This window comes from Streptomyces sp. NPDC058231, from assembly GCF_042882275.1.
In the GTDB taxonomy this organism is placed as follows: Bacteria; Actinomycetota; Actinomycetes; order Streptomycetales; family Streptomycetaceae; genus Streptomyces.
This window is the reverse complement of record NZ_JBHVWN010000069.1, coordinates 9,556-32,169: the sequence shown is the minus strand read 5'-3', so window position 1 is coordinate 32,169 and position 22,614 is coordinate 9,556. Positions and strand designations below refer to the sequence as shown.

Below are 22,614 nucleotides of genomic sequence, written 5' to 3'. Positions count from 1 at the left end.
GTTATGGATCTGGGCCTCGCCGACCGCACCATCGTGGTCACCGGCGGCAGCTCGGGCGTCGGCCTGGCCACGGTCCGCGCCCTGCTCGAAGAAGGCGCCCGCGTCGCCACCTGCGGCCGTGACGCCGACCGGCTGGCGAAGGTGGCAGCCCGGCTCGGCGCCGGGCATGACCGCCTGCTGACCGGGGTGTGCGACGTGCGGGACGCCGATGCGGTACGCGGCTTCGTCCGGCGCACCGCCGAGGAGTTCGGCGGCATCGACGGACTCGTCAACAACGCCGGACAGTCCCGGATGAAGGGGCTCGACGACTCGACCGCCGAGGACTGGCGCGACGAGCTGGAGCTGAAGTTCGCCGGGGTGCTGAACCCTCTCCACGCGGCACGCCCCCATCTCGCCGCCTCCGACGCGGCCGCCGTCGTCAACATCAACGCGGTGCTCGCCAAGCAGCCGGAGCCCCGGCTGATCACGACGAGCGCCGCCCGCGCCGGCATCCTCAACCTCTCCAAGTCCCTCTCGGCCGAACTGGCCGGCGACGGCATCCGGGTCAACTCCGTCTGCCTCGGACTCATCGACACCGGCCAGTGGACCCGACGCCACGCGTCCGCGGACTCCGGCATGCCGTACGAGGACTGGCAGGCCGAACTGGCCGCCGACCGGGGTATCGCGCTCGGCCGCCTCGGGCGGGCCGAGGAGGTCGCGTACGCGGTCGTCACCCTGCTCTCACCCCGTGCCTCGTACATCACCGGCACCAGCATCGACGTCTGCGGCGGAGTCGGCCGCTCCATCCTCTGAGGAGACACCATGCGTTACGACAACGGAGGCGATCTCCTCGTCGCCGTCCTTCGCGAACTCGGCATCGACACGGTCTTCGGCATCGTCAGCGTGCACAACCTGCCGCTCGTCGAGGCCGTCGACCGCGAGCTGCGGTTCGTCCCCGTCCGCCACGAGGCATCGGCCGTGAACGCCGCCGACGCCTATGGGCGGGCCCGGGGCACCCTCGGCTGCGCGCTGACCTCGACCGGCACCGGTGCGGGCAACGCGGCCGGATCGCTGATCGAGTCCCTGAGCGCGGGCAGCTCCGTGCTGCACATCACCGGCCAGGTCGAGAGCGAATTCCTGGGCAGCGGAAGGGGTTTCATCCACGAGACCAAGGACCAGCTCGGCATGCTGACCGCCGTCTCGGCGTATGCGGCGAGCGTGCCGGACGCGGAGCGGGCCGGCCGGATCCTGCGCGAGGCGGCCCGGGCGGCACTGACCGCGCCCGGTGGCCCGGCCAGCGTGGAGTGGCCGGTCGACCTGCAGTACGCAGCGCAGACCGACGAACCCGCCGAGCTCTCCGCGTCCGACGCGCCGATCGTCCCCGCGAGTGAACTCGCGGCCGCGGGGGCCCTGCTGGCCTCGGCACACCGCCCGCTGATCTGGGCCGGCGGCGGCGCAGCCACCGCGCGCGGCGAGCTCGCCCGGCTGCTGGAGGCGACCGGAGCGGGACTGCTCACCTCGAACTCCGGGCGCGGCGCGGTGCCCGAGGACCACGAACAGGTCGTCGGCAACTTCGCCACCACCCCCGCGGTGCGGGCGCTGCTCGCCGACGCGGACGTGCTGGTCACCGTCGGCACGCACTTCCGCTCGAACGAGACCGCCGACTACACGCTGGAGCTCCCCGGGGCGCACATCCAGATCGACGTCGACGCGGCAGCGCTCGGCCGGGTGTACCCGGCCGCCCACGCGCTGCACGGCGACGCGGCAGCCGCCCTGACCGGTCTGCTGCCGCACGCCCGGCCCGCGGAGGCGGGCTGGACCGACCGAGTCGCCGCCGTACGCACCGAGGTACGCGCGACGCTGCACGACAACATCGGCCCGCAGGCGGCGATCTGTGACGCGATCCGTGCCGCGCTGCCCCGTGAGGCGGTCGTCGCACGCGATGTCACCATCCCTTCCAGCAGCTGGGGCAACCGCCTGCTGGAGATGTACGACCCGCGGGACAACGTCTTCCCGCGCGGTGGCGGCATCGGGCAGGGACTCGGCATGGGCATCGGCGCGGCGCTCGCCCGGCCCGACGCACCCACCGTCGTGATCGCGGGCGACGGCGGGCTCGCCGTCCACCTCGGCGAACTCCTCACACTCGCCCAGGAGCGGCCGCGTCTGACCCTGATCGTCTTCAACGACGGCGGTTACGGCGTCCTGCGCAACATGCAGGACCGCTACAGCGAGCGTCGTTCCGGGGTGGACCTGGTCACCCCCGACTTCGAGCTGCTGGCGCGCGCCTGCGGTCTGCCGTACGCCCGGATCTCCGCCGAGGAGCACGCCGGCCCGGTGCTCTCCGAAGCCGTCGCCTCGGGCGGACCGACGCTCGTCGAGGTCGATCTCACGGCGCTCGGCCCGATGAAGAACCCGTTCACACCGCCCGTGAGGATTCCGGGCCAGTAGCCCGGCCCGCCCGTTCTGCCGGTAAGGAGGCAACAGGCCATGAGTGAGAACTCGCTGCAGCTGATCGTCCGTCGTATGACATGGGAGGCCGACGGCGTACTGTCCGTCGAACTGACGCACCCCGACGGCAAACCCCTGCCCGCCTGGACGCCCGGCGCGCATCTCGATGTCCATGTCGGCGGCCAGATCCGCCAGTACAGCCTGTGCGGCGACCCGCACGTGGCGGACGTCTACCGCATCGGTGTGCTCAACGAACCGTCGTCGCGCGGCGGTTCGCGATACGTGCACACCCAGCTGCGTCCGGGACAGCCCGTCACGGTCTCCGAGCCGCGCAACCACTTCGCGCTGGAGGACGCCGACGGCTATGTGTTCGTCGCCGGCGGAATCGGGATCACACCGCTGCTGGCGATGGCCCGGGAGGCGGACCGCCGGGGAGCCGCGTGGCGGATGGTCTACGGGGGCCGGGGCCGGGCCTCGATGGCGTTCACCGCGGAGCTGGCCGCGCTCGGCGGTGACGTCACGCTCGTGCCGCAGGACGAACTGGGCCACATCGACCTGGACACCGCGCTCGCCGAACTGCCCGGCGGCACGCTGGTGTACTCCTGCGGCCCCGAACCGCTGCTCTCGGCCGTCGAGGAACGCTGCCCGGCGGAACGGCTGCGACTGGAGCGGTTCGCCGCGCCGGTGGTGGAACGAGGCGGCGACGACGAGGAGTTCGAGGTCGAGTGCCGCACCTCGGGGGTGACGCTCACCGTCGGCGCGGACACCTCGATCCTCGACGCCGTGGAGGGCGCCGGGATGGACGTGCAGAGCTCCTGCCGTGACGGCATCTGCGGCTCCTGCGAGACCCGGGTCCTCGACGGCACCCCCGACCACCGCGACTTCCTGCTCAGCGAGGCCGAGCACGCCGCCGGCGCCACGATGATGATCTGCGTCTCGCGGTGTGCCCCGGGCAGCCGGCTCGTCCTCGACCTGTGACACCTTCCCCCGCACTTTCAGGAGACACCGTGACCGACACCTGGCCGTACCTGGACGTCCACCAGTCCCGTACGCACGAGCCGACCCCGTACGAGTACAAGCTCGCCTCGACCCTCGAGGACGTCTTCGCCAAGGAAGGCCACGAGCTGGCCGACGTGGTGCGCGGGCTCAACGCCCGCCAGGTCCACGCCGCCGACGGCACACCGTGGACCGAGGAGTCCTTCCGCGCCGAGATGAACCGACTGGGAGCCTGACCATGACGCTGTCGTCCTCCGCCACGGCGGACCACATCTACGCCAACGGGCTGCGCAACCAGTGGCACCCCGTCGTCCCCTCGCACTTCGTCGCCCCGGGCGCGATGCGCAAGGTGACCGTGCTCGGCGAGCAGTGGCTGCTGTTCCGCCGCTCCGACGGCACCCTGTCGATGCTCGCCGACCGCTGCCCGCACCGCGGTGCGCCGCTGTCGCTCGGCAAACACCTCGGCGACCGGGTCGCCTGCTGGTACCACGGCGTCGAGGTCGAGACCGACGGCACGGTCTCCTCCGTCCCCGGACTGCCCGGCTGCAGCCTGGAGGGGAAGAAGCTCGTCACCTCGCTGCCGGTGCGCGAGGTCGCGGGCGCGGTCCTCGCCTACTTCGGGGACGAGGAGCACCCTGAACCGGCCGCGCTGACCCTGCCCGATCCGCTGACGGACCCCGGGGTGGACGCGTTCCTGTGCTACGCCGAGTGGGATGCGCCGTGGCGGTTCGCCGTGGAGAACCTGCTCGACCCGATGCACGGCGCGTTTCTGCACCACGAGTCGCACACGATGTTCGACGGTGACACCACGGCCAAGTTCCGTATCCGGGAGACCGGCCGCGGCTACTTCTTCGAGAAGACCGACCAGCGCGGCGTCAACTTCGACTGGGTGGAGCTGTGCCGCACCGGTGTGGACTGGGTCGACCTGTCGATCCCTTACCCGGCGACGGCCGGCCCCGGCGGACCGTTCGGGATCGTGGGCATGGTCTGCCCGGTGGACGAGCAGCGCAGCGGTGTCTTCTTCTGGCGCTACCGCCGCGTCGAGGACTGGCAGCGCGCATCCTGGCGCTTCCTGTACAAGACGCTGATCGAGAAGCGTCACTGGGAGGTTCTGGAGCAGGACCGCGTGATGCTGGAGGCCATGCCGGCCGACGCCGATCAGCGGGAGAACCTGTACCAGCACGACCTGGGCGTGGTGCGGCTGCGCCGGCTGTACCGTGCGGCGGCCGAGGCCCAGTCCTCGGCCGGCGCCTGAGCGGGTCACCGCACGGGGTCAGGTGTGCGGCGCGCACTCCGAGGGGCCGTCCGATCTCCGCACCGCGGACGGTCGGACGGCCCCTCGGGCGTGCACGGGATGTGCTCCGTCCGCCGCCGCGGCCGGGTACGGTGATCCCTGCCCGCTTTCGGCCAGGTATCTGCGATGTTCTGTCCACCAGGAGGCGGAAAGTCCCCGCGGATCCCCCGGGTTCCGGCCACAATCATCTGGTCCAGACCATTGACTCACGCTTGCGGCGCCTTCTAGCGTTGCCGTTGCCCGGGACCGGAGCGGCGGGGGTCAGGGAACGGGACCGTTCCCCCTCCATGTGCCTGCCGCCGGCCTTCCGGGATCCCACGGCAACACCCGGCATGGATCAGCGGTGTCGCCCTTCGGGCCGGCACACAGGGGGTACGGCGCATGAGCGGTACGAGCAGTACGGCCGACTGGGGCGGGGGCCTCGACGACGGGCATCCGCTCACCCATGGCCAGGAACGACTGTGGTTTCTCGACCAGTTGGACCCCGGGGACGCCTCGTACAACATCCCGCTCGTGCTGCGGCTGACCGGTGAGCTGTCGGCCGGGGCCCTGCGCGCCGCGTTCGACGGCGTCACCGCGCGGCACGAGGCGCTGCGCACCCGGTTCCCCGGCATGGACGGCCGGCCGGTCGCGATCGTCGAACCGCCCTCCCCGGTAGGGATCGAGGTCATCGATCTGCGCGAAGGACATGAGGGGCACGCAGTCGGCCCCGAGGATGCCGCCGGACTGCTGGCCGCGCGGACCAATGCCGGATTCGACCTCGCCCTCGGCCCCCTGCTCCGGGTGACACTGCTGCGCACGGCGGACGACGAGCACCTGCTGTGCGTCGTCCTGCATCACATCATCGCCGACGGATGGTCCCTCAACCTGTTGCGCGACGAGCTCGCGGAGCGCTATGCCGCGCACCGTGACGGCACGCCGATCGATCTTCCAGCGGTGCTGCCGTACACCCGGTACGCGGTCCTGGAGCGGGAGTTCGCGCAGGGCCCCGAGGCCGAGCAGGCCCTGGCGCACTGGCGGGAACGGCTCGCGGGAGCGCCGACGCTGGAACTCAGGGCGGGCGTGCCACGTCCGGCGGATGGACACGGCGGGGGCGGGGCGTTCCACACCCGGAGGATGGCGGGCGCGGCCGCCGGAGTGGACGCGCTGGCCAGGGAGCGGCGGTGCACGCCCTTCATGGTGATCCTGGCCGCGTACCAGTCGTTGCTGTACCGCCGGACCGGACAGGACGACTTCTGCGTGGGAGTGCCCGCGGCGGGCCGGGGCGAGCCGGAACTCGAGCAGCCCATCGGCTACTTCTCCACCACGCTGGTACTGCGCGCCGAACTCGGCGGCCGGCCCGCCTTCGGCGAGCTGCTGCGCCGGGTGCGCCGCTCGGCGCTGGCGGCCTTCACCCATGACCGGGTGCCGTTCGAACGTCTCATCGAGGAACTGGGGGTCGAGCGCAGACTCGGCAGCAGCCCGCTGTTCCAGACGCTCCTCACTGTGCACACCCAGGACGAAGGCGCCGTGGGTGAGCGGTCGTTCGCCGATCTGCGGTGCGCCGACGTCGACGGGGGTCACGCGGCGAGCAAGTTCGAACTGATGCTGGACATCCGCCGCGAGGGCGCGGACCTGATCGCGGTCTTCGGTTACCGAACGGACCTCTTCGACGCCGAGTGGGCGGCCGGACTGGCCGGGAACCTCGAGACACTGCTGCGAGGCGCCCTCGCGGCCCCGGACACCCCGGTGGGCGAGCTGCCGTTGCTGTCCGGAGCCGAGCAGGACGAACTGCTCGCCCTGGGTGCCGGGTTCGCCTTCGAGGACGGGGCGCAGCGCTGCGGGGCCGAGTCCGGCGACGCCCTTCCGACGGCGCTGGCCGCGGCGGCGGAACGCTTCGGCGCCACGGTCGCCGTACGGACTCCGAAGGAGGAGATCACCTACCGCGAGCTCTGGGAGGGGGCAGGATCGCTCGCGGTGCGCCTGCGGGAAGCCGGGGTGCGGCGCGGCGACGTCGTGGGGATCGGGCTGCCGCGCGGCATTCATGCTGTCATGTCCATGTTGGGCATCTGGCGTGCGGGCGCGGCTTACCTCCCGCTCGACCTCGGGTATCCGCCGTCGAGGCTGGAGTTCATGCTCGCCGACACGGGCGCCGGGGTGGTGGTCGCGGACCCGGCCACGCCGCTCCCCTGGCTGTCCTCGTCGACGGTGGTCCTGCCCGACGGCCCCGCGGGGAGCGGGCCCGACCCGGACTGGCGGTCCGGGCCCGACGACGTCGCGTACATCATCCACACCTCGGGATCCACGGGCACACCGAAGGGGGTCGCGGTGCAGCACCGGGCGCTGGGCGCCCGGGTCGGGTGGATGCGCGAGGAGTACGCGATCACCGCGGCGGACGAGGTGTCGCAGTTCGCCTCGCTCAGCTTCGACACCCATGCCGAGGAGATCTTTCCCGCACTCACCGCCGGGGCCTGTCTGACCGTGGTGGGAGCCGACGGCGCGCTGCCCGACGAACTGGCTGACGGGCACGGAGCCACGCTGACCGTCCTCGATCTGCCCACCCCGTACTGGCACCGGCTCGTCGACGACCTCGACACCATCGCCTGGCCCGCGACGCTGCGGCTGCTGGTCCTGGGCGCTGACCAGGTACGGCAGGCGGCGCTCGCCCGCTGGCAGGCCCGCTTCGGGTCCCGGGTGCGGATCGTCAACTCCTACGGGCCGACCGAGACCACCGTGATCGCCACCGCCGCCGAACTGGGCCCGGAAGACACCACGGACCGGCCGCCGATCGGCCGGCCGCTGAGCCGGACCACGGTGACCGTCTGCGACCCGCAGGGACGGCTGCTGCCGCGCGGCGTCACAGGGGAGCTGCTGGTCGGCGGCGCCGGCGTGACGTACGGCTACAGGGGGCGGCCCGGTGCCACCGCCCGCGCTTTCGTGCCCGATCCGTACGGCCCGCCCGGCGCCCGCCGCTACCGCACCGGTGACCTCGTCCGCTGGCGGGCGGACGGCCGGCTGGAGTTCCTCGGCCGGCTGGACGCACAGCTGAAGGTACGCGGCTACCGGGTGGAGCCCGGTGAGGTGGAAGCGGCACTGCTGGTGCAGCAGGGGGTGGGCCAGTGCGTCGTGGTCGCGCGCGGCGACGCGCTGGTCGGCTACGTGGTCGCGGATCCGGGCGTCCCCGGTCCGCTCTCCCCCCTGGAGCTGCGCGCGGCGGTCGCCGCCGCGCTGCCCGCACATCTGGTGCCGAACTCCGTGGCCGTCCTGGACGAACTGCCGCTCACCCCCAACGGCAAGGTGGATCACCGAGCCCTACCCGCCCCCGAGCAACGGCCGCAGGCGCGGTCCGGGTACGTGGCTCCGCGCACCGACGCGGAGGAGCTGACGGCCGACATCTGGGCGGAGGTGCTGGGCATCGACCGGGTCGGCTCCCTCGACGACTTCTTCGACCTGGGGGGCCATTCGCTCCTCGCCACCCGGGTGGTCGCCCGGATCAGGGCCGGGGTCGGCCTGCTGGTCCCGCTGCGGACCCTGTTCACGCACCGCACGGCCGAGGCGTTCGCCGCGGCCGTGGAGGACCTGCTGCTGGCGGAGATAGCGGCCATGTCCGAGGAAGAGGCCGAGCGGCTGCTGGCGGCCGAGGCCGGCCCCGAGAGGAACGGATCCACGGCATGAGCGCCACCGACATCACCGCCGGACCCGAGCGGTCCAGGAGACCGGAGCCGGACCCCGCGGAGGCGGCCGGCACCGGCGGCGCGGGCAGGGACACCCTGTCCGACGCGAAGCGTGCCCTTCTCGCCCAGCGGCTGCGCGGCCGGGGCCGCCCCGCGCGGGCCGTCGCGCGCCGGCCCGAGGGAACCGTGCCCCCGCTGTCGTACGCGCAGGAACGCCTCTGGTTCATGGAGCAGTTCGCACCGGGCACCGCCGCGTACAACATCCCGGTGGCCCGCAGACTGCGCGGCGCCCTGGACGGTGCTGCCCTGCGCCGGGCGCTGGACGCGGTGATCGCCCGCCATGAGACGCTGCGTTCCCGCTACCCGGCGACCGATGACGGCAGACCCGTACTGGAGATCGCAGAACCCGCGCCTTTCCCGCTGCGCACCGTCGAGGCCACGGACGAGGAACACGCCGCCCGGCTGGTGGACGAGCTCGTCGCGCTCCCCTTCGACCTGGTCACCGGCCCACTGGTCAACGGGTTGCTGGTCCGTCTGGCCGACGACGACCATGTGCTGCTCCTCGTGGTGCACCACAGCGTGAGCGACGGCTGGTCCAGCGAGGTCCTGGTCTCCGAGGTGCTGCGCGGCTACGCCGCCCACGCTGTGGGCGACCCCGACCCCCTGCCCGAACTTCCCGTGCAGTACGGGGATTTCGCGCTCTGGCAGCGGGACCGGCTCAGCGGCGACCGACTGACCGCCGAGGTCGCCTACTGGGAACGCGAGCTGTCCGGCGTCCGGCCGCTGGAGCTGCCCACCGCCCGGCCCCGGCCCGAGAAGCAGACCTTCGAGGGCGCCGGATACGGTTTCGACATCGACCGGGAGCTCCTGGCCCGCCTCACCGAGCTGGGACGCCGGCACGGCGCCACGGTGCACATGGCGATGCTCGCCGCCTTCCAGCTGGTCCTCTCCCGTTTCTCCGGCCAGCGGGACTTCGCCGTCGGTTCGCCCGTCGCCGGCCGGCCGGAGCCCGAACTCGAAGCGTTGATAGGGATGTTCGTCAACGTGCTGGCGCTGCGGGCCCGGCTGGACGGCGATCCCACCTTCACCGAACTGCTGGCCAGGACCCGGGAGACCTGCCTGGACGCCTACGCCCACCAGGAGTTGCCGTTCGCCCAGCTGGTCTCCGAGCTCAAGGTGGAACGGGACGTATCGCGCTCGCCGGTTTTCCAGGCGGTACTGGCGATACAGAACTACGCGGTGCAGAGCGACGAACACGGCACGCCGTCCGCCCTGGAGGCCGCGCCGTTCGGGCTCCGGGCGGCCGGAACCCGGTTCGACGTCGAGCTGTTCCTGATGGAGTGGCCGGACGGTCTGCACGGTGCGTTCAACTACAACACCGATCTGTTCGACGAGGCGGACATCGCCTCGCTCGCCGAGCATCTCGGCCGCCTCCTGCGCGCGATCGCCGACCGTCCCGACACCCCGGTGTCCGGCCTCGGCGGCATCGGTCCGGCCGAACGGCACCGGGTGATCACCGCGTGGAACGACACCGCGGCCGATGTCCCGGGCGACGCCACGCTGCCCGGCCTGATCGCCGAACGGATCGCGCTCACGCCCGATGCCGTCGCCGTCGACTTCGAGGGCGACACCCTCACCTACGCCGAGCTCGACCGGGCGGCCGGCCGGATCGCCGGCCGGCTGCGCGCCGAAGGGGCGGGCCCCGGCACCCTCGTCGCCGTCAGCGCGGAGCGCTCCCTCGACCTGGTCGCGGGGCTGCTCGGCGTGGTGCGGACCGGAGCCGGATACGTACCGCTGGATCCGGAGTACCCGGCCGAGCGGCTGACGTTCATGCTGCGGGACAGCGGGGCCGGTCTGCTGCTGACCCAGGCACGGATCCCGGTGCCCGAGGGATGCACGGCCGGTGTGGTGCTGCTCGACGACGCCGGACAGTGGCCCGTGCAGGAACCGTCGGGACCGGGTCCGGACGCCGGCGACCTCGCGTACATGATCTACACCTCCGGTTCGACGGGGCGGCCGAAGGGGGTGCCCACCACCCACCGCGCCATCGCCAACCGGCTGTTGTGGATGCAGCGCGTCTACGGGCTGGGACCGCGGGACGCGGTCCTGCAGAAGACACCGACTGGATTCGACGTCTCGGTGTGGGAGCTTTTCTGGCCACTGATCACCGGCGCCCGTCTCGTCGTCGCAAGGCCCGGCGGGCACAAGGACGCCGCGCATCTGCGGGACACGGTCACCGCGCGGGGCGTGACCGTCGCGCACTTCGTGCCGTCGATGCTCGACGTGTTCCTCGCCGAGGACGGCATCGAACGGTGCACGAGCCTGCGTCGCGTCGTCTGCAGCGGCGAGGAGCTCGCCCCGCACACCGCACAGGAGTTCACCGCCCGGCTGCCGCAGTGCCGCCTGGCCAACCTGTACGGCCCGACGGAGGCCGCCGTCGACGTCTCGTCGTGGGAGTGCGCAGGCTCGCTGGAGACGGTGCCGATCGGCGCGCCGGTCGACAACACCCGGCTGTACGTCCTGGACCAGGATCTGATGCCCGCACCCGTCGGCACCCCCGGTGAACTCCACATCGGCGGGACACAGGTCTCGGTCGGCTACCACCGCAGACCCGGACTGACCTCCGCACGATTCGTACCCGATCCGTACGGGCCGCCGGGTGCGCGGCTCTACCGGACCGGCGACCTGGCCCGGTGGCGCCCGGACGGGCAGCTGGAGCACCTCGGCCGGATCGACCAGCAGGTCAAGATCCGCGGGCTGCGCATCGAACCCGGCGAGATCGAGGCCGCGCTGCGTGCCGAACCCTCTGTCGCGGCGGCGGCCGTGGTCGTACGGGAGGACCGGCCGGGCGACAAGCGGCTGGTGGCGTACGTGGTCCGCCAGGAGCCGGATGTGACCGACGAGGACGCGGACGAGACTGCCGCGCTGCGGACCGCGCTGCGCCGCACGCTCCCCGACTACATGGTGCCGGCCGCCTTCGTCACGCTGCCCGCGCTGCCGCTCTCCCCCAACGGCAAGCTCGACCGCCGGGCGCTGCCCGCGCCGCAGGCCCGCCGGGCGACCGGCAGCGCCCTCGCTCTGCCCGGGACCGAAGCCGAACGGGTACTCGCGGCCATCTGGTGCGAGGTGCTGAACCTGCCCGAGGTAGGCATCGACGACGACTTCTTCGACCTGGGCGGTCACTCCCTGCTCGCCACCCAGGTGGTGGCCAGGGCGCGCCGACGGCTGCCGGAGACCGGCGCCCGGCCGGTGAGCGTGATGGATCTGTTCACCTGCCGTACGGTCAGGGAACTGGCCGCGCTGGCCGGGCTCGACGAGTCCGAGCGCGGCCCCAGCCGGCTGCTGCACCGGCTCACCGGGCAGGTGCCCGCCGCCGAGCGCACCCTGTCGCTGGTCTGCGTCCCGTACGGCGGCGGCAGCGCGGTCGTCTACCAGCCGGTCGCCGACGAGCTGCCCGCCGGGTACGAGCTGTGGTCCGTGGCCATCCCCGGGCACGACGTGGGGGTCACCGAGGAACGCCTCTCCTTCGGGGAACTGGCCGCGGGAATCGCGGCGGAGATACTCGAACGCGTCGAGGGGCCGGTCGCCCTCTACGGGCACTGCGGTGTCGGCAGCGCACTCGCCGTCGCCGTCGCCCGGCTGCTGGAGGGCTCCGGGCGCACACCCGAAGTGCTGTACATCGGGGCCCAGTTCCCGTTCGCGCGCCCGCGCGGCAGGCTGCTCGGACTGCTGAGCCGCGTCTCCGCCCTGGAACCTCTGCTCGGCGACCGCGTGTACGTCAACTGGCTGCGGTCGATGGGCGCGGAGGTCGGCGAACTCGACGAAAGTCAGCTCCGGTTCGTCGTCGGCAACATGCGCCGGGACTCCAGGGAGGCCGAGGAGTACTTCACCGCCGTGCTCGCCGAGGTCGAGGCGGGCGGGGCGCGGCTGCGGGCACCGGTGATCTCCGTGATCGGCAACCGTGACCCGGCGACCGACTTCTACCAGGAGCGCTACCGCGAATGGCAGATGCTCGCCGAGCGGGCGGCCGTGGTGGTGCTCGACGAGGGCGGGCACTTCTTCCTCAAGTACCGGGCGGCCGAACTCGCCGAGATCGTCACCCGTACACATCCGGCGGTGCTCTCCGGCACGGCAGCCGATGATCTCCCGGCCGAGGCGGACGGCGGATCATGGTGGTTCCACGGTACGAGCGGCGCCGCGCCGACTGCCGGGGAGGATCGGCTCCCGCTCTCCGGAGCGACCTCCGACGCCGGTCCGCAGCCGGACGACACCGGACCGGCCCCCAGCATGACGCGCTTCCTGCTGGTGGCCCTCGGACAGCTGCTCTCCATCACCGGGTCGGCGCTCACCGAATTCGCCCTGCCGGTGTGGATCTACCTGCAGACCGGTTCCATGGGCCGCTACGCCCTGTACGCGGTGATCGGGATGCTGCCCGGAATCCTGGTCGGCCCGCTCGCCGGGGCGATCGTCGACCGGCTCGACCGGCGGCGCGTCATGTTCGTCAGCGACCTGGTGGCGGCCACCACGCAGGCCGCGCTGCTCTCGCTCCTGCTCTCCGGGCATCTCGCGTCCTGGCACATCTACGTCCTGCTGGCCGTGCTCTCGATGGCGCTCACCTTCCAACGGCTCGCCTACGCGTCCGCCGTCCCGCAGCTGGTGCCCAAGCAGTACCTCGGTCACGCCAACGGAATCGTCCAAATGGCTTTCGGTGTCGCCCAGTTCGTCGTTCCGCTGGTCGCGGTCGCGCTCATGGCGGCGATCGGGCTGCGCGGCATTCTCGTACTCGACATCGCGAGCTACGCCGTCGCCGTCGGCGTGCTGCTCTGCGTGAAGTTCCCGAGGACGCTGCCGTGGACACGGCGCGAATCGCTGGTCGCCGAGATCCGGCACGGCTTCGCGCACTCCTGGAGCAACCGCGGGTTCCGCGCGATGCTGTTGTGGTTCGCGGGCCTGAACATCTTCCTCTCCCCGCTGTTCCTGCTCCTCACGCCGCTGGTGCTGTCCTTCGGCACCCTCGAGGCGGCGGCGCGGGTCGCGGTCGCCGGAGGGGCGGGAGCGATCCTCGGCGGCATCACGATGGGCTTCTGGGGCGGACCCGTGCGGCACCGGCTGCGCGGCATGCTGGGGCTGGCCGCGCTGCTGGCCCTGGCCGGCGCGCTGGTCGGGGTGCGGGCCGACCTCTGGGTGATCGGTGCCGGGGCCTTCGGCATGTCCTTCGCGCTGTCCCTGGTCAACGGCGTCTACACGACGATCGTGCAGGTGAAGGTCCCGCAGCGGTTCCACGGCCGGGTGTTCGCGCTCAACACGATGGTCGCCTGGTCGACGCTGCCGATCGGGCACGGCGTCATCGCCCCGCTCGGCTCGGCGCTGTTCGGCCCGTTGCTGGACGACGACGGGGCACTGGCCTCCTCCGTCGGTGCGGTCATCGGGACCGGGCCCGGTCGGGGGATCGGCTTCATGTACCTGCTCTTCGGTGCCGCGATGCTCGCCCTGGTCGCGATCGGTCTGCGGATGCCGGTACTGGCCCGCTTCGATCTCGACGTGCCGGACGCACTCCCCGACGACCTGGTGGGCGTGCAGGAACGCGCACGCCGGCTGGCGGCACAAGCGGCCGCCCGGTCCGGGAGCACCGGCACGGAAGAGGGCGGCCCGAAGCTCGCGGTGGCCGCCGCGCCGGTCACCGTCCCGGCCGCGAAGGAGGACGGCGCATGACCGCGCCCCCGCCGCCCGGTCGGCGCTCCCCGGCTCCCCCGCCGAGCCTCCCCGCCCTGCTGGCCCACCGGGCCGCGACGGCCCCGGACCGCGTCGCGCTCATCTGCGGACCCCACAGTCTGTCCTTCGGAACCTGGCGGGCACGCTCCGACGCACTCGCGGCAGGACTGCGTGCGCGGGGGCTGGTCCCCGGCGACCGGGTCGTTCTCCGGTACGGCAGCGGCGACTGGACCGAGTACGCCGTGGCTTACTGCGGTGTCCTGCGGGCCGGGTGCGTGGCCGTTCCCATGTCGGACCGTCAGGCCCCCGCGGCAGCGGCGCGACTGCTGGCGGACAGCGGGGCCAAGGCCGTGCTGCACCGCGCGGGGGTCCGGCCGCCACTGCCCTCGGAGGCGGACGACGCGTACCCCGCCGCGCCATGGACCGGGACGGTGCAGGAGGTGGAAGCGGCCGCGGCACCCGGTCCTCTCCCGCTTCCCGACCCGGGGGCTCTCGCGCAGATCCTGTACACCTCCGGCACCACGGGCACCCCCAAGGGGGTGGCCGCCACCCACGCCAACCTGGTGCACGGCTGCACACTGGACGAGCGGCGACGCCCGCTGCGGCACTCGGCGCACTTCCTCCACGCCTTCCCTGTCGGGACGAACGCCGGTCAGACCATGCTGGTCAACACGCTGGACGCGGCTGCGGCCGGTATCGCCGCACCGCAGTTCACCCCGGCGCGGTTCGCCCGGCTCATCGAGGAACACGCGGTGGGCAGCGTCTTCCTCGTCCCCGCGATGGCCATCGAACTCCTGGGCTCCGAGGCGGCGCGCCGCCGCTCCACCGCCTCCGTACGGTTGGTCGGTTCGACGGCCGCCGCTCTGCCGCAGCCGGTCGCCGTCGGGCTGTCCCGGGCGTTCCCGCAGGCACAGGTCGTCAACTACTACACGTCGACCGAGGCGGCCCCGGCCCAGATCACCCTGCTCTTCGACCCCGACCGTCCTCAGTCGCCCGGGCGGCCCGCCTCGCTCCGCGACCTGCGGATCACCGACCCCGAAGGACGTTCCCTCGCCCCGGGTGAGCCGGGCGAGGTCTGGCTGCGCTCCCCCGTCTCCCCGCGCACCTACCACGGGGACTCCGGGGCGGCGGCCGAGGTGTTCCAGGGCCGGTGGGTACGGATGGGCGATCTCGGCCGACTGGACGAGGAGGGCTTTCTGCATCTGCTCGACCGCGAGCGGGATGTCGTCAAGTCCGGTGCGCACAAGGTCTCCACCCTCCAGGTGGAGGACGCGCTGCACGCTCATCCGGCGGTTGCCGACGCCGCGGCGTTCGGGGTCCCGCACCCTGTCCTGGGCTCGGTCGTCGCGGCAGTCGTCGTGCCACGCGGCGAACTGACCGCGCCGGCCCTGCGGACGTTCCTGCTGGACCGGCTGGCGGCGCACGAGCTCCCCGCCCGCCTGCTGTTCCGCCCCTCGCTGCCCCGCAACGAGGGCGGCAAGATCCTCAAACGCGAGCTGCGCCTGCTCCTGGACGACGAGGCACTACGATGACCACCACCTCCGGCACGGACACCTCCCGTACGCCGCACCCGACGACCCGGATTCCGCTCAGCCCGGCCCAGCACGGCATGTGGGTCACCGAGCAGGTGCTACGGGCCGGTTCCGCCCACCATCTGGCCGTCACCGTCCGGCTGACCGGCCCGCTGGACGTGGACGAACTCATCGCCGCGTGCGAGCGGTTCACGGTCCGCCATCCCCTGCTCGGCGCCCGGACCGACCCGCAGGAGCCCGCGCTCCTGCTCCCCGGCGGCGCGGCGCCGCCGCGGCTGCGCTCCTGTCCCGCGGACGGGGTCGACGCGGCGCTGCACGAGGAGACCGTCCGCCCCTTCGACATGACCACCGGCCCACTGGTGCGGTTCACCCTCCTCGCCGTCGGCCCCGACGACCACGTCCTGCACGCCGTCGCCCATCATCTCGTCTTCGACGGGAACTCCAAGGACGTCCTGGTCGCCGAAGTGGCAGCCGCCTACCGGTCGGCCGGGACGCCACGGCCGGACGGCCCGCAGGACCGTACCGCCGTCGCCCCGGATCCCGATGCCGTCGCCGCGGCGCAGGAATTCTGGGCCGCGCGCTGGCAGGAACCGGGCACACCGGTGCTGCCCGGACTGCCCGCATCCGTACGGGACACCACCGCTCCCGCTCCGGGCGCCACCGTGCCGTTCACGCTGGAGCCGGCACAGCACGCACAACTGCGCGCCGTTTCGCACACCTTGGGCGTGACCCGTTTCGAACTGCTCCTCGCGCTCTGGCACACCCTGCTGCTGCGGTACGGCGATTCCGCACCCGTCACCGCGCTGGAACTCTCCACCCGAGGCCCGGCCGACACCGGCCTGATCGGTCTGTACGTCAACGAGCTGCCGGTCTTCACACGCCCCCGCGGCGAGTCGGCGTTCACGCAGTTCGTCCAGGAGGTACGGGCGGAACTGCGCGCGCTGTACACGCACCGCTCGGTCCCGCTCGCCCGGGCGGTCCGCGCACTGACCCCGCGCACCGCTCTCGCCCCGCTGTCCATCGGCTACCGGCGCCGCTCCGCCGAGGCCGAGCCGGACTTCGGCGGAGGACTGACGGCGGAAGTGGAATGGACCGGGTTCACCCACGCCGTCCGCAACCTCGCCCATCTTCAACTGGTGGACGGTGCCGACAGGCTGGACGGATCGCTCCACTACCGCACCGACGCCTTCGCGCCCGGTGCGCCCGCCCGGATCGTGGACCACTTCCGTACCCTGCTGGGGGGCGCGCTGGCGGACCCGGGCACCGCACTGGCCGACCTGCCGCTCCTCCGCGACGTCGGACCCGGCCGGGGAGCGGAAGCCGAGCCCCCGACCCCCCTCGCGTGTGCGCCCGACGCCACGGTGGTGGGGATGTTCGCCGCGCAGGCGGTGGCGACACCGGACGCGGTGGCCGTGGTCGACGTGGACGGCCGGGAGACGGATTACCGGCGTCTGCACGCGGCCGCGGCCGGGTTCGCCCGGCGGGTCCGCGCGCTCGGGCTCGGCACCGGCGATCTGGTGGGCATCGAACTACCCCGATCCACCGCCCAGTTGGTCGCGATGCTGGGTGTGTGGACGGCAGGGGCCGGCTATGTGCCGCTCGACCCGGAGTACCCGGCCGAGCGCCTCGACTTCGTCCGCGCCGATGCCGGGCTGCGCGCCCTGGTCACCGACGGTGCCGGCCGTGACGGCCTGCCGGTGCTGGCGCCCGTCCCGCTCCCGGACGCGGACGGTCCGCACCCGACCTGCGCACTGCCGGCCCCACTGCCCGGAGATCCCGCGTACGTCATCTACACATCGGGGTCGACCGGGACCCCCAAGGGGGTCGAGGTACCGCACGGGGCGCTCGCCAACCTCATCGCCGCGATGGGCCACCGGACCGGGGCGGAACCCGGGAACCGCTGGCTCGGCCTGACCTCGCTCTCCTTCGACATCTCCACCGTGGAGCTGCTGCTCCCGCTCACCACGGGCGGCCGGGTGGTCCTGGTCCCGGAGTGCGCCCAGCGTGACGGAGCGGCTCTGCTGAAGCTGGTCGACACCCACGGCATCACCCATCTGCAGGCCACGCCCAGCAGTTGGCGGATGATGCTCGACGCCGGACTCCACCGACCGGGTTTGACGGCGGTGGCGGGCGGCGAGAGTCTGCCGGGTCCGCTGGCCGGGGAACTGATCGCGGCCAGCGGGCGGCTGATCAATGTCTACGGCCCCACGGAGACCACGGTGTGGTCGACCCTCGCCGTACCGGGGATGGGCGGACCGGTCCCGATCGGCCGCCCGATCGCCGCCACCAGCGCCCAGGTCCGTGACGCGCAGGGACAGCCGGTTCCCGACGGCCTCACCGGCGAACTGCACCTGGGCGGCGCGGGTGTCGCGCACGGCTACCGGGGCCGGCCCGGACTGACCGCCCGGCACTTCGTGCCCGACCCGTACGGTCCGCCCGGCTCCCGTCTCTACCGCACCGGGGACCTGGTCCGCCGGCTGCCGGACGGACAGCTGGAGTTCGTCGGCCGCGCCGACGGTCAGGTCAAACTGCGCGGCCACCGCATCGAACTCGGCGAGATCGAGGCCCGTCTGAGCGAGCACCCGCAGGTGCGCCGGGCCGCCGTCGTACTGAGGACGGACCCGGACACGGAGCCCCGGCTGGTGGCCTACACCGTGCCGGCCGGCGGGGAGGGTGAGGCGCCCTCGCCGCAGCAGTTGCGCGCTCATCTCGCCCGCACACTGCCGGCCGCCATGCTGCCGTCCGCCTGGGTCTCACAGGCCTCGTTCCCGCTCACCCCCAACGGCAAGCTGGACCGGGCGCGGTTGCCCGAACCGCCACCCACCCGGGAGCCGGGGAGTGCGGCGCAGGAGCCCGTCGGCCGGCTCGACGGTGCGGCCGGCGTCGTGCGTGACATCTGGCAGGAGGTGCTGCGGCTCGACGACATCGGCCCGGACGAGGACCTGTTCGACCTCGGCGGGCATTCGCTCACCATCACCGCCATCGCCGCCCGTATCCGTAAGCGGCTGGGCGTCGAGGTTCCGCTCGACGTCTTCTTCGACACCCCCACCATCAGCGGCGTCGCGGACGCGGTGACCGAACTTCAGCAGGAGGAGGACCGATGAGCGATCCAGGGCTCTACCAGGTGGTCGTCAACGACGAGGAGCAGCACGCCCTCTGGCCGGCCAGGACCTCCCCGCCCGCCGGGTGGCGGCCGGACGGCTTCACCGGCACGGAGGCCGAGTGCATGGCCCATGTCGACGAGGTGTGGCCGGACATCCGCCCGCTGAGCCTGCGCCGCCGGCTCGCCGAGGGATCCCAGCGGTGACCGCCGCGGCACAGCCGGCCGCCGGGGCGGGAGCCTCCGGCGTCCTCAGCCACGAAGAGCTGCGTCGACGCGTGGCCGTGCTGGTCTCCCGGGCGAGCGACGGTGAGGTCACCACGGAGGAGGTCCTGGACGCGGGAGGTTCGCTGACCGCGGTCGGCGTCACCTCGCTCACCCTTCTGCGGCTCATCGACGCCGTGGAGGACGAATTCGGCATCCTGCTGGATCTCGACGGGCCGGTGACGGCACTGGACGACTTCGACGCTCTCGTCAGCCACCTGGCCGGACCGGGCGCAAGGCGGGGCGATGGATGACTTCGCCGGCGCCCGGACCGTCCCCGCCCCGCGGACACTCACCGTCGACTTCTGCGGTGAGCGCTCCGGGCGGGCACCGCTGACCTGGGGGCAGCGTGCGATCTGGCATGCGATCGTCCGCACCGCACCCAACGACCACTACTTCAACATCGGTCGCGTCCTGCCGCTGGCGGACCGCGGCCGGCCACCGACGGTGGCCGAGGCCGCACAGGCGCTGGCATGGCTGATGGAACGTCATGAGGCGCTCCGTACAAGGCTGTCGATGACCGACGACGAGCCGGGCCAACTCCTGGTGGCCGCCGGGAGTCTGCCGCTCACCGTCGTGGAAGCGCCCGAGCCGGACGGCGCGGCCGACGCGGCGCAGCGGCTGCTCGACGAGCTGTCCGCCACCCGGTTCGACTACACGGACCGTTGGCCGCTGCGCGCCGCCCTGGTGACCAGCGGCGGCCTGGTGACGCATGCCGTCCTGGTGCTCTGTCACCTGGCCGCCGACGGACACGGCGCCGAGGTGCTGGTACGGGATCTGAGGCTGCTGGTCCGCCGCGGCTCGGCCGGACGCCCGCCGGAGACCACCCCGCTGGAGCTGGCACGTGCGCAGCACGGGCAGCAGGGGGCCGGCCGCGGGGCGGCGGCGCTGGCGTACTGGGAGTCGGGCTACCGGGCGGCGCCCGCCACGATGTTCCCGGAGCGGGTCGCCGCTGCCCGCACCCCCGCGTTCTGGACCGGCCGGATCGTGTCGACGGCGCTGGCCCGCGCGGTGGACGCGGTGGCCGCCGCACACCGGGTCAGCGGATCGACCGTGCTGCTCGCCGCTTCGGCCGCGCTGGCGGCCGCGCCGAGCGGGCACCGTACGGCCGCCGTCATGCCGATCGCCGCCAACCGGACGGCGCCGGCCCACCGCGATCTGGTCTCCACGCTCTCCCAGGACGGTCTGTTCGTCCTGGACCTGGATGCGGCGGGGAGCGGTGCGTCCTTCACCGATCTGCTGCCCTTCGCCTACCGGGCAGCCCTCCGCGCCTACCGGGCCGCTGCGTACGACCCGGTGGAGTGGGACCGGCTCGCTGTCCGGATGCGGGCCGAACGCGGTACGGAGGTGCACCCGTACTGCTGCTTCAACGACATGCGCCTGGTCGAACGCCCCGGGCCCGCGGGTCCGCCGCCGTCCGCCGCCGAGTTGCGTGCGGCGCAGCGGGAGACCCGGTTCGCTTTCCCCGCCACCCAGGACAAGGTGGCCTGCCGCTACTGCCTGCACATCACCGAGCAGGGGGACGCGCTGGTGGTGGCGCTCACCGCCGACACGGCCTATCTGCCGCCGGACGCGATCCGCGCGCAGCTGTACGCGTTGGAGGAACTGGTGGTGGCGAGCGCTGCGGGCCGGGCGCCGGCTCTCGACGGACTCCCCGCCCTGCTGGCGGCGGCGGGAAGGGAGCGGTCATGACGTCCGCTCCGTCGTCCGCGACGGCGTCCGGTCTCCGGGCGTGGGCGGACCGGACCTCCTGTGTCCAGGGCGGGCGGCTGCCCTTCCATCTGTCGGTGCCGCAGGGCGGACCGGTCCGCGGGCGGGTGGTCGTCACCGACGAGGTGACCGACGAGGTGCGTCTCTCGGCCCCGGTCAGCGGACCCGACTGGACTCTGGAGGTGCCCGCAGGCTGGCCCAGTTCCCTCTACCGCGCCGCGTTCCACCGCGACGGGCAGCCACGGTCCGGTCCGTTGCCGGGCGCCGAACCCGAGCACGAGGTCTGGTTCGCCGTCCGTGCCGCCCGGCCCGGTGCCACGTCCTCGATCCTGGTCTCCGTGCCGTTCGCCACCTGGCGTGCGTACACCCGTGCCGGGCAGCCGGGCCGCGGGCTCTACTTCACCGAACAGCCGGACCGTGCCGCCCGGGTGTCCTTCGCCTCGCCGGGCGGCGGTCCGCCGCCGGAACGCTGGGAGGAGGGGCTGCTGCGCTGGCTGCCCGGGGCCGGTTACCCGGTCGAGTTCTGCTCCGGGCTCGACCTCCACGACGGAGACGAACTGCTCTCCCGCTACCGGCTGCTGGTCGTCAACGGACACGACGAGTACTGGTCGATGGAGATGCGTGACAGCGTCGAGACCTTCGCCCGGCGGGGCGGCAACCTCGCCTTCTTCGCCGCGAACACCGCCTGGTGGCAGATGCGGCTGGAGGACGGTCTGCGCACGATGGTCTGTCACCGGGACGCCGCCGGTGATCCGATGAGCGCCGTCGACCCGCGCCGGGTGACCGTCGAGTGGTCCAGCGCGCCTGTCGACCGGCCGGAGAACGCGATGACCGGGGTGAGTTTCCGCCGGGGCGCGGGCGCCTGGGGCGAGGGCATGACCGTGATGCGCAAGGACGCGTACACGGCCCGGTTCGCCGGGCACTGGGTGTTCGACGGTACGGGGCTGGCCGACGGCGAGCAGTTCGCGCGCGGCGCGCTCGGGTACGAGACCGACGCCTGCGAGGTGGAGTGGGTCGCAGGCGTACCGCGGGCGACGGGCAGCGACTCCACGCCGTCCACGTTCGTGGTGCTCGCCACCGCGGACCTGCGTCACTGGCGCGACTACGGGCAGGGCGGCGCGGCCACGATGGGCGTGTTCCGGCTCGGCGCGGGCACGGTGTTCAACGCGGCCACCATCAACTGGGGCAGTGTCGTGGCCGACGACCCCGTCGTGGACCGCATCACACGCAATGTGCTGGACCGGCTGAGCGGGGCGGTCGCTTCCGACGGCTGGGACTGTGCGGGAGATCCGTCCGAGGTGCGTGCCCTCACGGTCTGCGAGGGCACGCTCTTCGGCGCGGACGGTTCCGGCCGGCTGCTGTGCCGGGCGCCGTCGGGCCAGAATCTGCCCTGGCGCCCGGTCGGGGACGCCACCGGCGTGGTCTGTCTGGCCAGTTCGCGCGAGGCTGCGGGCGCCCTGCCGCTGGAGCTGTACGCGGCCACGGACGACGGGCGGCTGCTGCGCCGGGAGGCGGTGGCGGGCTCCGCACCCTGGCAGCAGGTGGCCACCGTGCCACCCGGCACCGGTGCCCTGGCCCTGTGCGACGCCGGGGTCTTCGCCGTCACCCCGCACGACGACACCCTCCATCATCTGTCCGCGCTGCGGCCCGAGGAGCCCTGGCGGGTGCTCGGCGACGCGGGTGGCGCCGTCGCGCTCACCACGATGAACAGCAGACTGTGGGCGGTGACCGCGGACGGCAGGCTGCGCACCCGGCTCCCGGTGGCCGGCCCCGCCGTCTTCACGGACTGCGCCTCGCCGGGTCCCCCGGGCGGCAGCCGGGCCCTGGCCGCCCACGCGGGCTCCCTGTACTCGGCAGTGCCCGGCGGCCCGTTGCGGGTGTGGCGTCCTCCGGCGCCGCGGTGAGCCGCTGGGTCGAACGGTGTCA

Annotated in this window: 13 protein-coding genes; all 13 read left to right on the top strand. The window is 73.0% G+C overall.

Annotation, left to right across the window (positions count from 1 at the left end; genetic code table 11):
* Positions 1–3 precede the first annotated feature (3 nt).
* The 13 genes from ACFVXE_RS31565 (at position 4) to ACFVXE_RS31505 (ending at position 22,592) form a co-directional block, all read left to right on the top strand.
* Positions 4–792: an SDR family oxidoreductase gene (locus tag ACFVXE_RS31565; protein WP_389676340.1), complete on the top strand. Its 789-nt coding sequence runs from the start codon at positions 4–6 to the stop codon at positions 790–792.
* A gap of 9 nt (positions 793–801) precedes the next feature.
* Entirely contained in the window at positions 802–2,427 is a 1,626-nt protein-coding gene (locus ACFVXE_RS31560) for a thiamine pyrophosphate-binding protein (RefSeq protein WP_389676338.1), read from the top strand.
* A 39-nt stretch (positions 2,428–2,466) separates the two neighbouring features.
* The gene (locus ACFVXE_RS31555; RefSeq protein ID WP_389676337.1) at positions 2,467–3,405 is read left to right on the top strand and encodes a PDR/VanB family oxidoreductase; all 939 of its coding nucleotides are present in this window, start codon (positions 2,467–2,469) and stop codon (positions 3,403–3,405) included.
* Positions 3,406–3,434: 29 nt separating this feature from the next.
* A complete protein-coding gene (locus ACFVXE_RS31550; protein WP_389676336.1) occupies positions 3,435–3,659 on the top strand; it encodes a recombinase-like helix-turn-helix domain-containing protein in 225 nt (74 codons plus the stop codon).
* 2 nt (positions 3,660–3,661) lie between these two features.
* Entirely contained in the window at positions 3,662–4,678 is a 1,017-nt protein-coding gene (locus ACFVXE_RS31545; RefSeq protein ID WP_389676334.1) for a Rieske 2Fe-2S domain-containing protein, read from the top strand.
* 420 nt (positions 4,679–5,098) lie between these two features.
* Entirely contained in the window at positions 5,099–8,371 is a 3,273-nt protein-coding gene (locus tag ACFVXE_RS31540; protein ID WP_389676333.1) for an amino acid adenylation domain-containing protein, read from the top strand.
* Positions 8,368–14,082 (top strand): amino acid adenylation domain-containing protein, encoded by a 5,715-nt coding sequence (locus ACFVXE_RS31535; protein ID WP_389676332.1) that lies wholly within the window; start codon positions 8,368–8,370, stop codon positions 14,080–14,082. The genes ACFVXE_RS31540 and ACFVXE_RS31535 overlap by 4 nt, the downstream gene beginning before the upstream one ends.
* Positions 14,079–15,614: an AMP-binding protein gene (locus ACFVXE_RS31530; protein ID WP_389676330.1), complete on the top strand. Its 1,536-nt coding sequence runs from the start codon at positions 14,079–14,081 to the stop codon at positions 15,612–15,614. Before ACFVXE_RS31535 ends, ACFVXE_RS31530 begins: the two co-directional genes overlap by 4 nt.
* Positions 15,611–18,718 carry an amino acid adenylation domain-containing protein gene (locus ACFVXE_RS31525; RefSeq protein ID WP_389676328.1) on the top strand — a complete coding sequence of 1,036 codons (3,108 nt, stop codon included), beginning with the start codon at positions 15,611–15,613 and terminating at the stop codon, positions 18,716–18,718. Before ACFVXE_RS31530 ends, ACFVXE_RS31525 begins: the two co-directional genes overlap by 4 nt.
* Positions 18,715–18,921 carry an MbtH family protein gene (locus ACFVXE_RS31520; RefSeq protein WP_389676326.1) on the top strand — a complete coding sequence of 69 codons (207 nt, stop codon included), beginning with the start codon at positions 18,715–18,717 and terminating at the stop codon, positions 18,919–18,921. Before ACFVXE_RS31525 ends, ACFVXE_RS31520 begins: the two co-directional genes overlap by 4 nt.
* The gene (locus ACFVXE_RS31515; protein ID WP_389676324.1) at positions 18,918–19,232 is read left to right on the top strand and encodes a phosphopantetheine-binding protein; all 315 of its coding nucleotides are present in this window, start codon (positions 18,918–18,920) and stop codon (positions 19,230–19,232) included. The genes ACFVXE_RS31520 and ACFVXE_RS31515 overlap by 4 nt, the downstream gene beginning before the upstream one ends.
* Positions 19,225–20,670 carry a condensation domain-containing protein gene (locus tag ACFVXE_RS31510; RefSeq protein WP_389676322.1) on the top strand — a complete coding sequence of 482 codons (1,446 nt, stop codon included), beginning with the start codon at positions 19,225–19,227 and terminating at the stop codon, positions 20,668–20,670. Before ACFVXE_RS31515 ends, ACFVXE_RS31510 begins: the two co-directional genes overlap by 8 nt.
* On the top strand, positions 20,667–22,592 hold the full coding sequence (locus tag ACFVXE_RS31505; protein ID WP_389676320.1) for a N,N-dimethylformamidase beta subunit family domain-containing protein: 1,926 nt from the start codon (positions 20,667–20,669) through the stop codon (positions 22,590–22,592). Before ACFVXE_RS31510 ends, ACFVXE_RS31505 begins: the two co-directional genes overlap by 4 nt.
* Positions 22,593–22,614 lie beyond the last annotated feature (22 nt).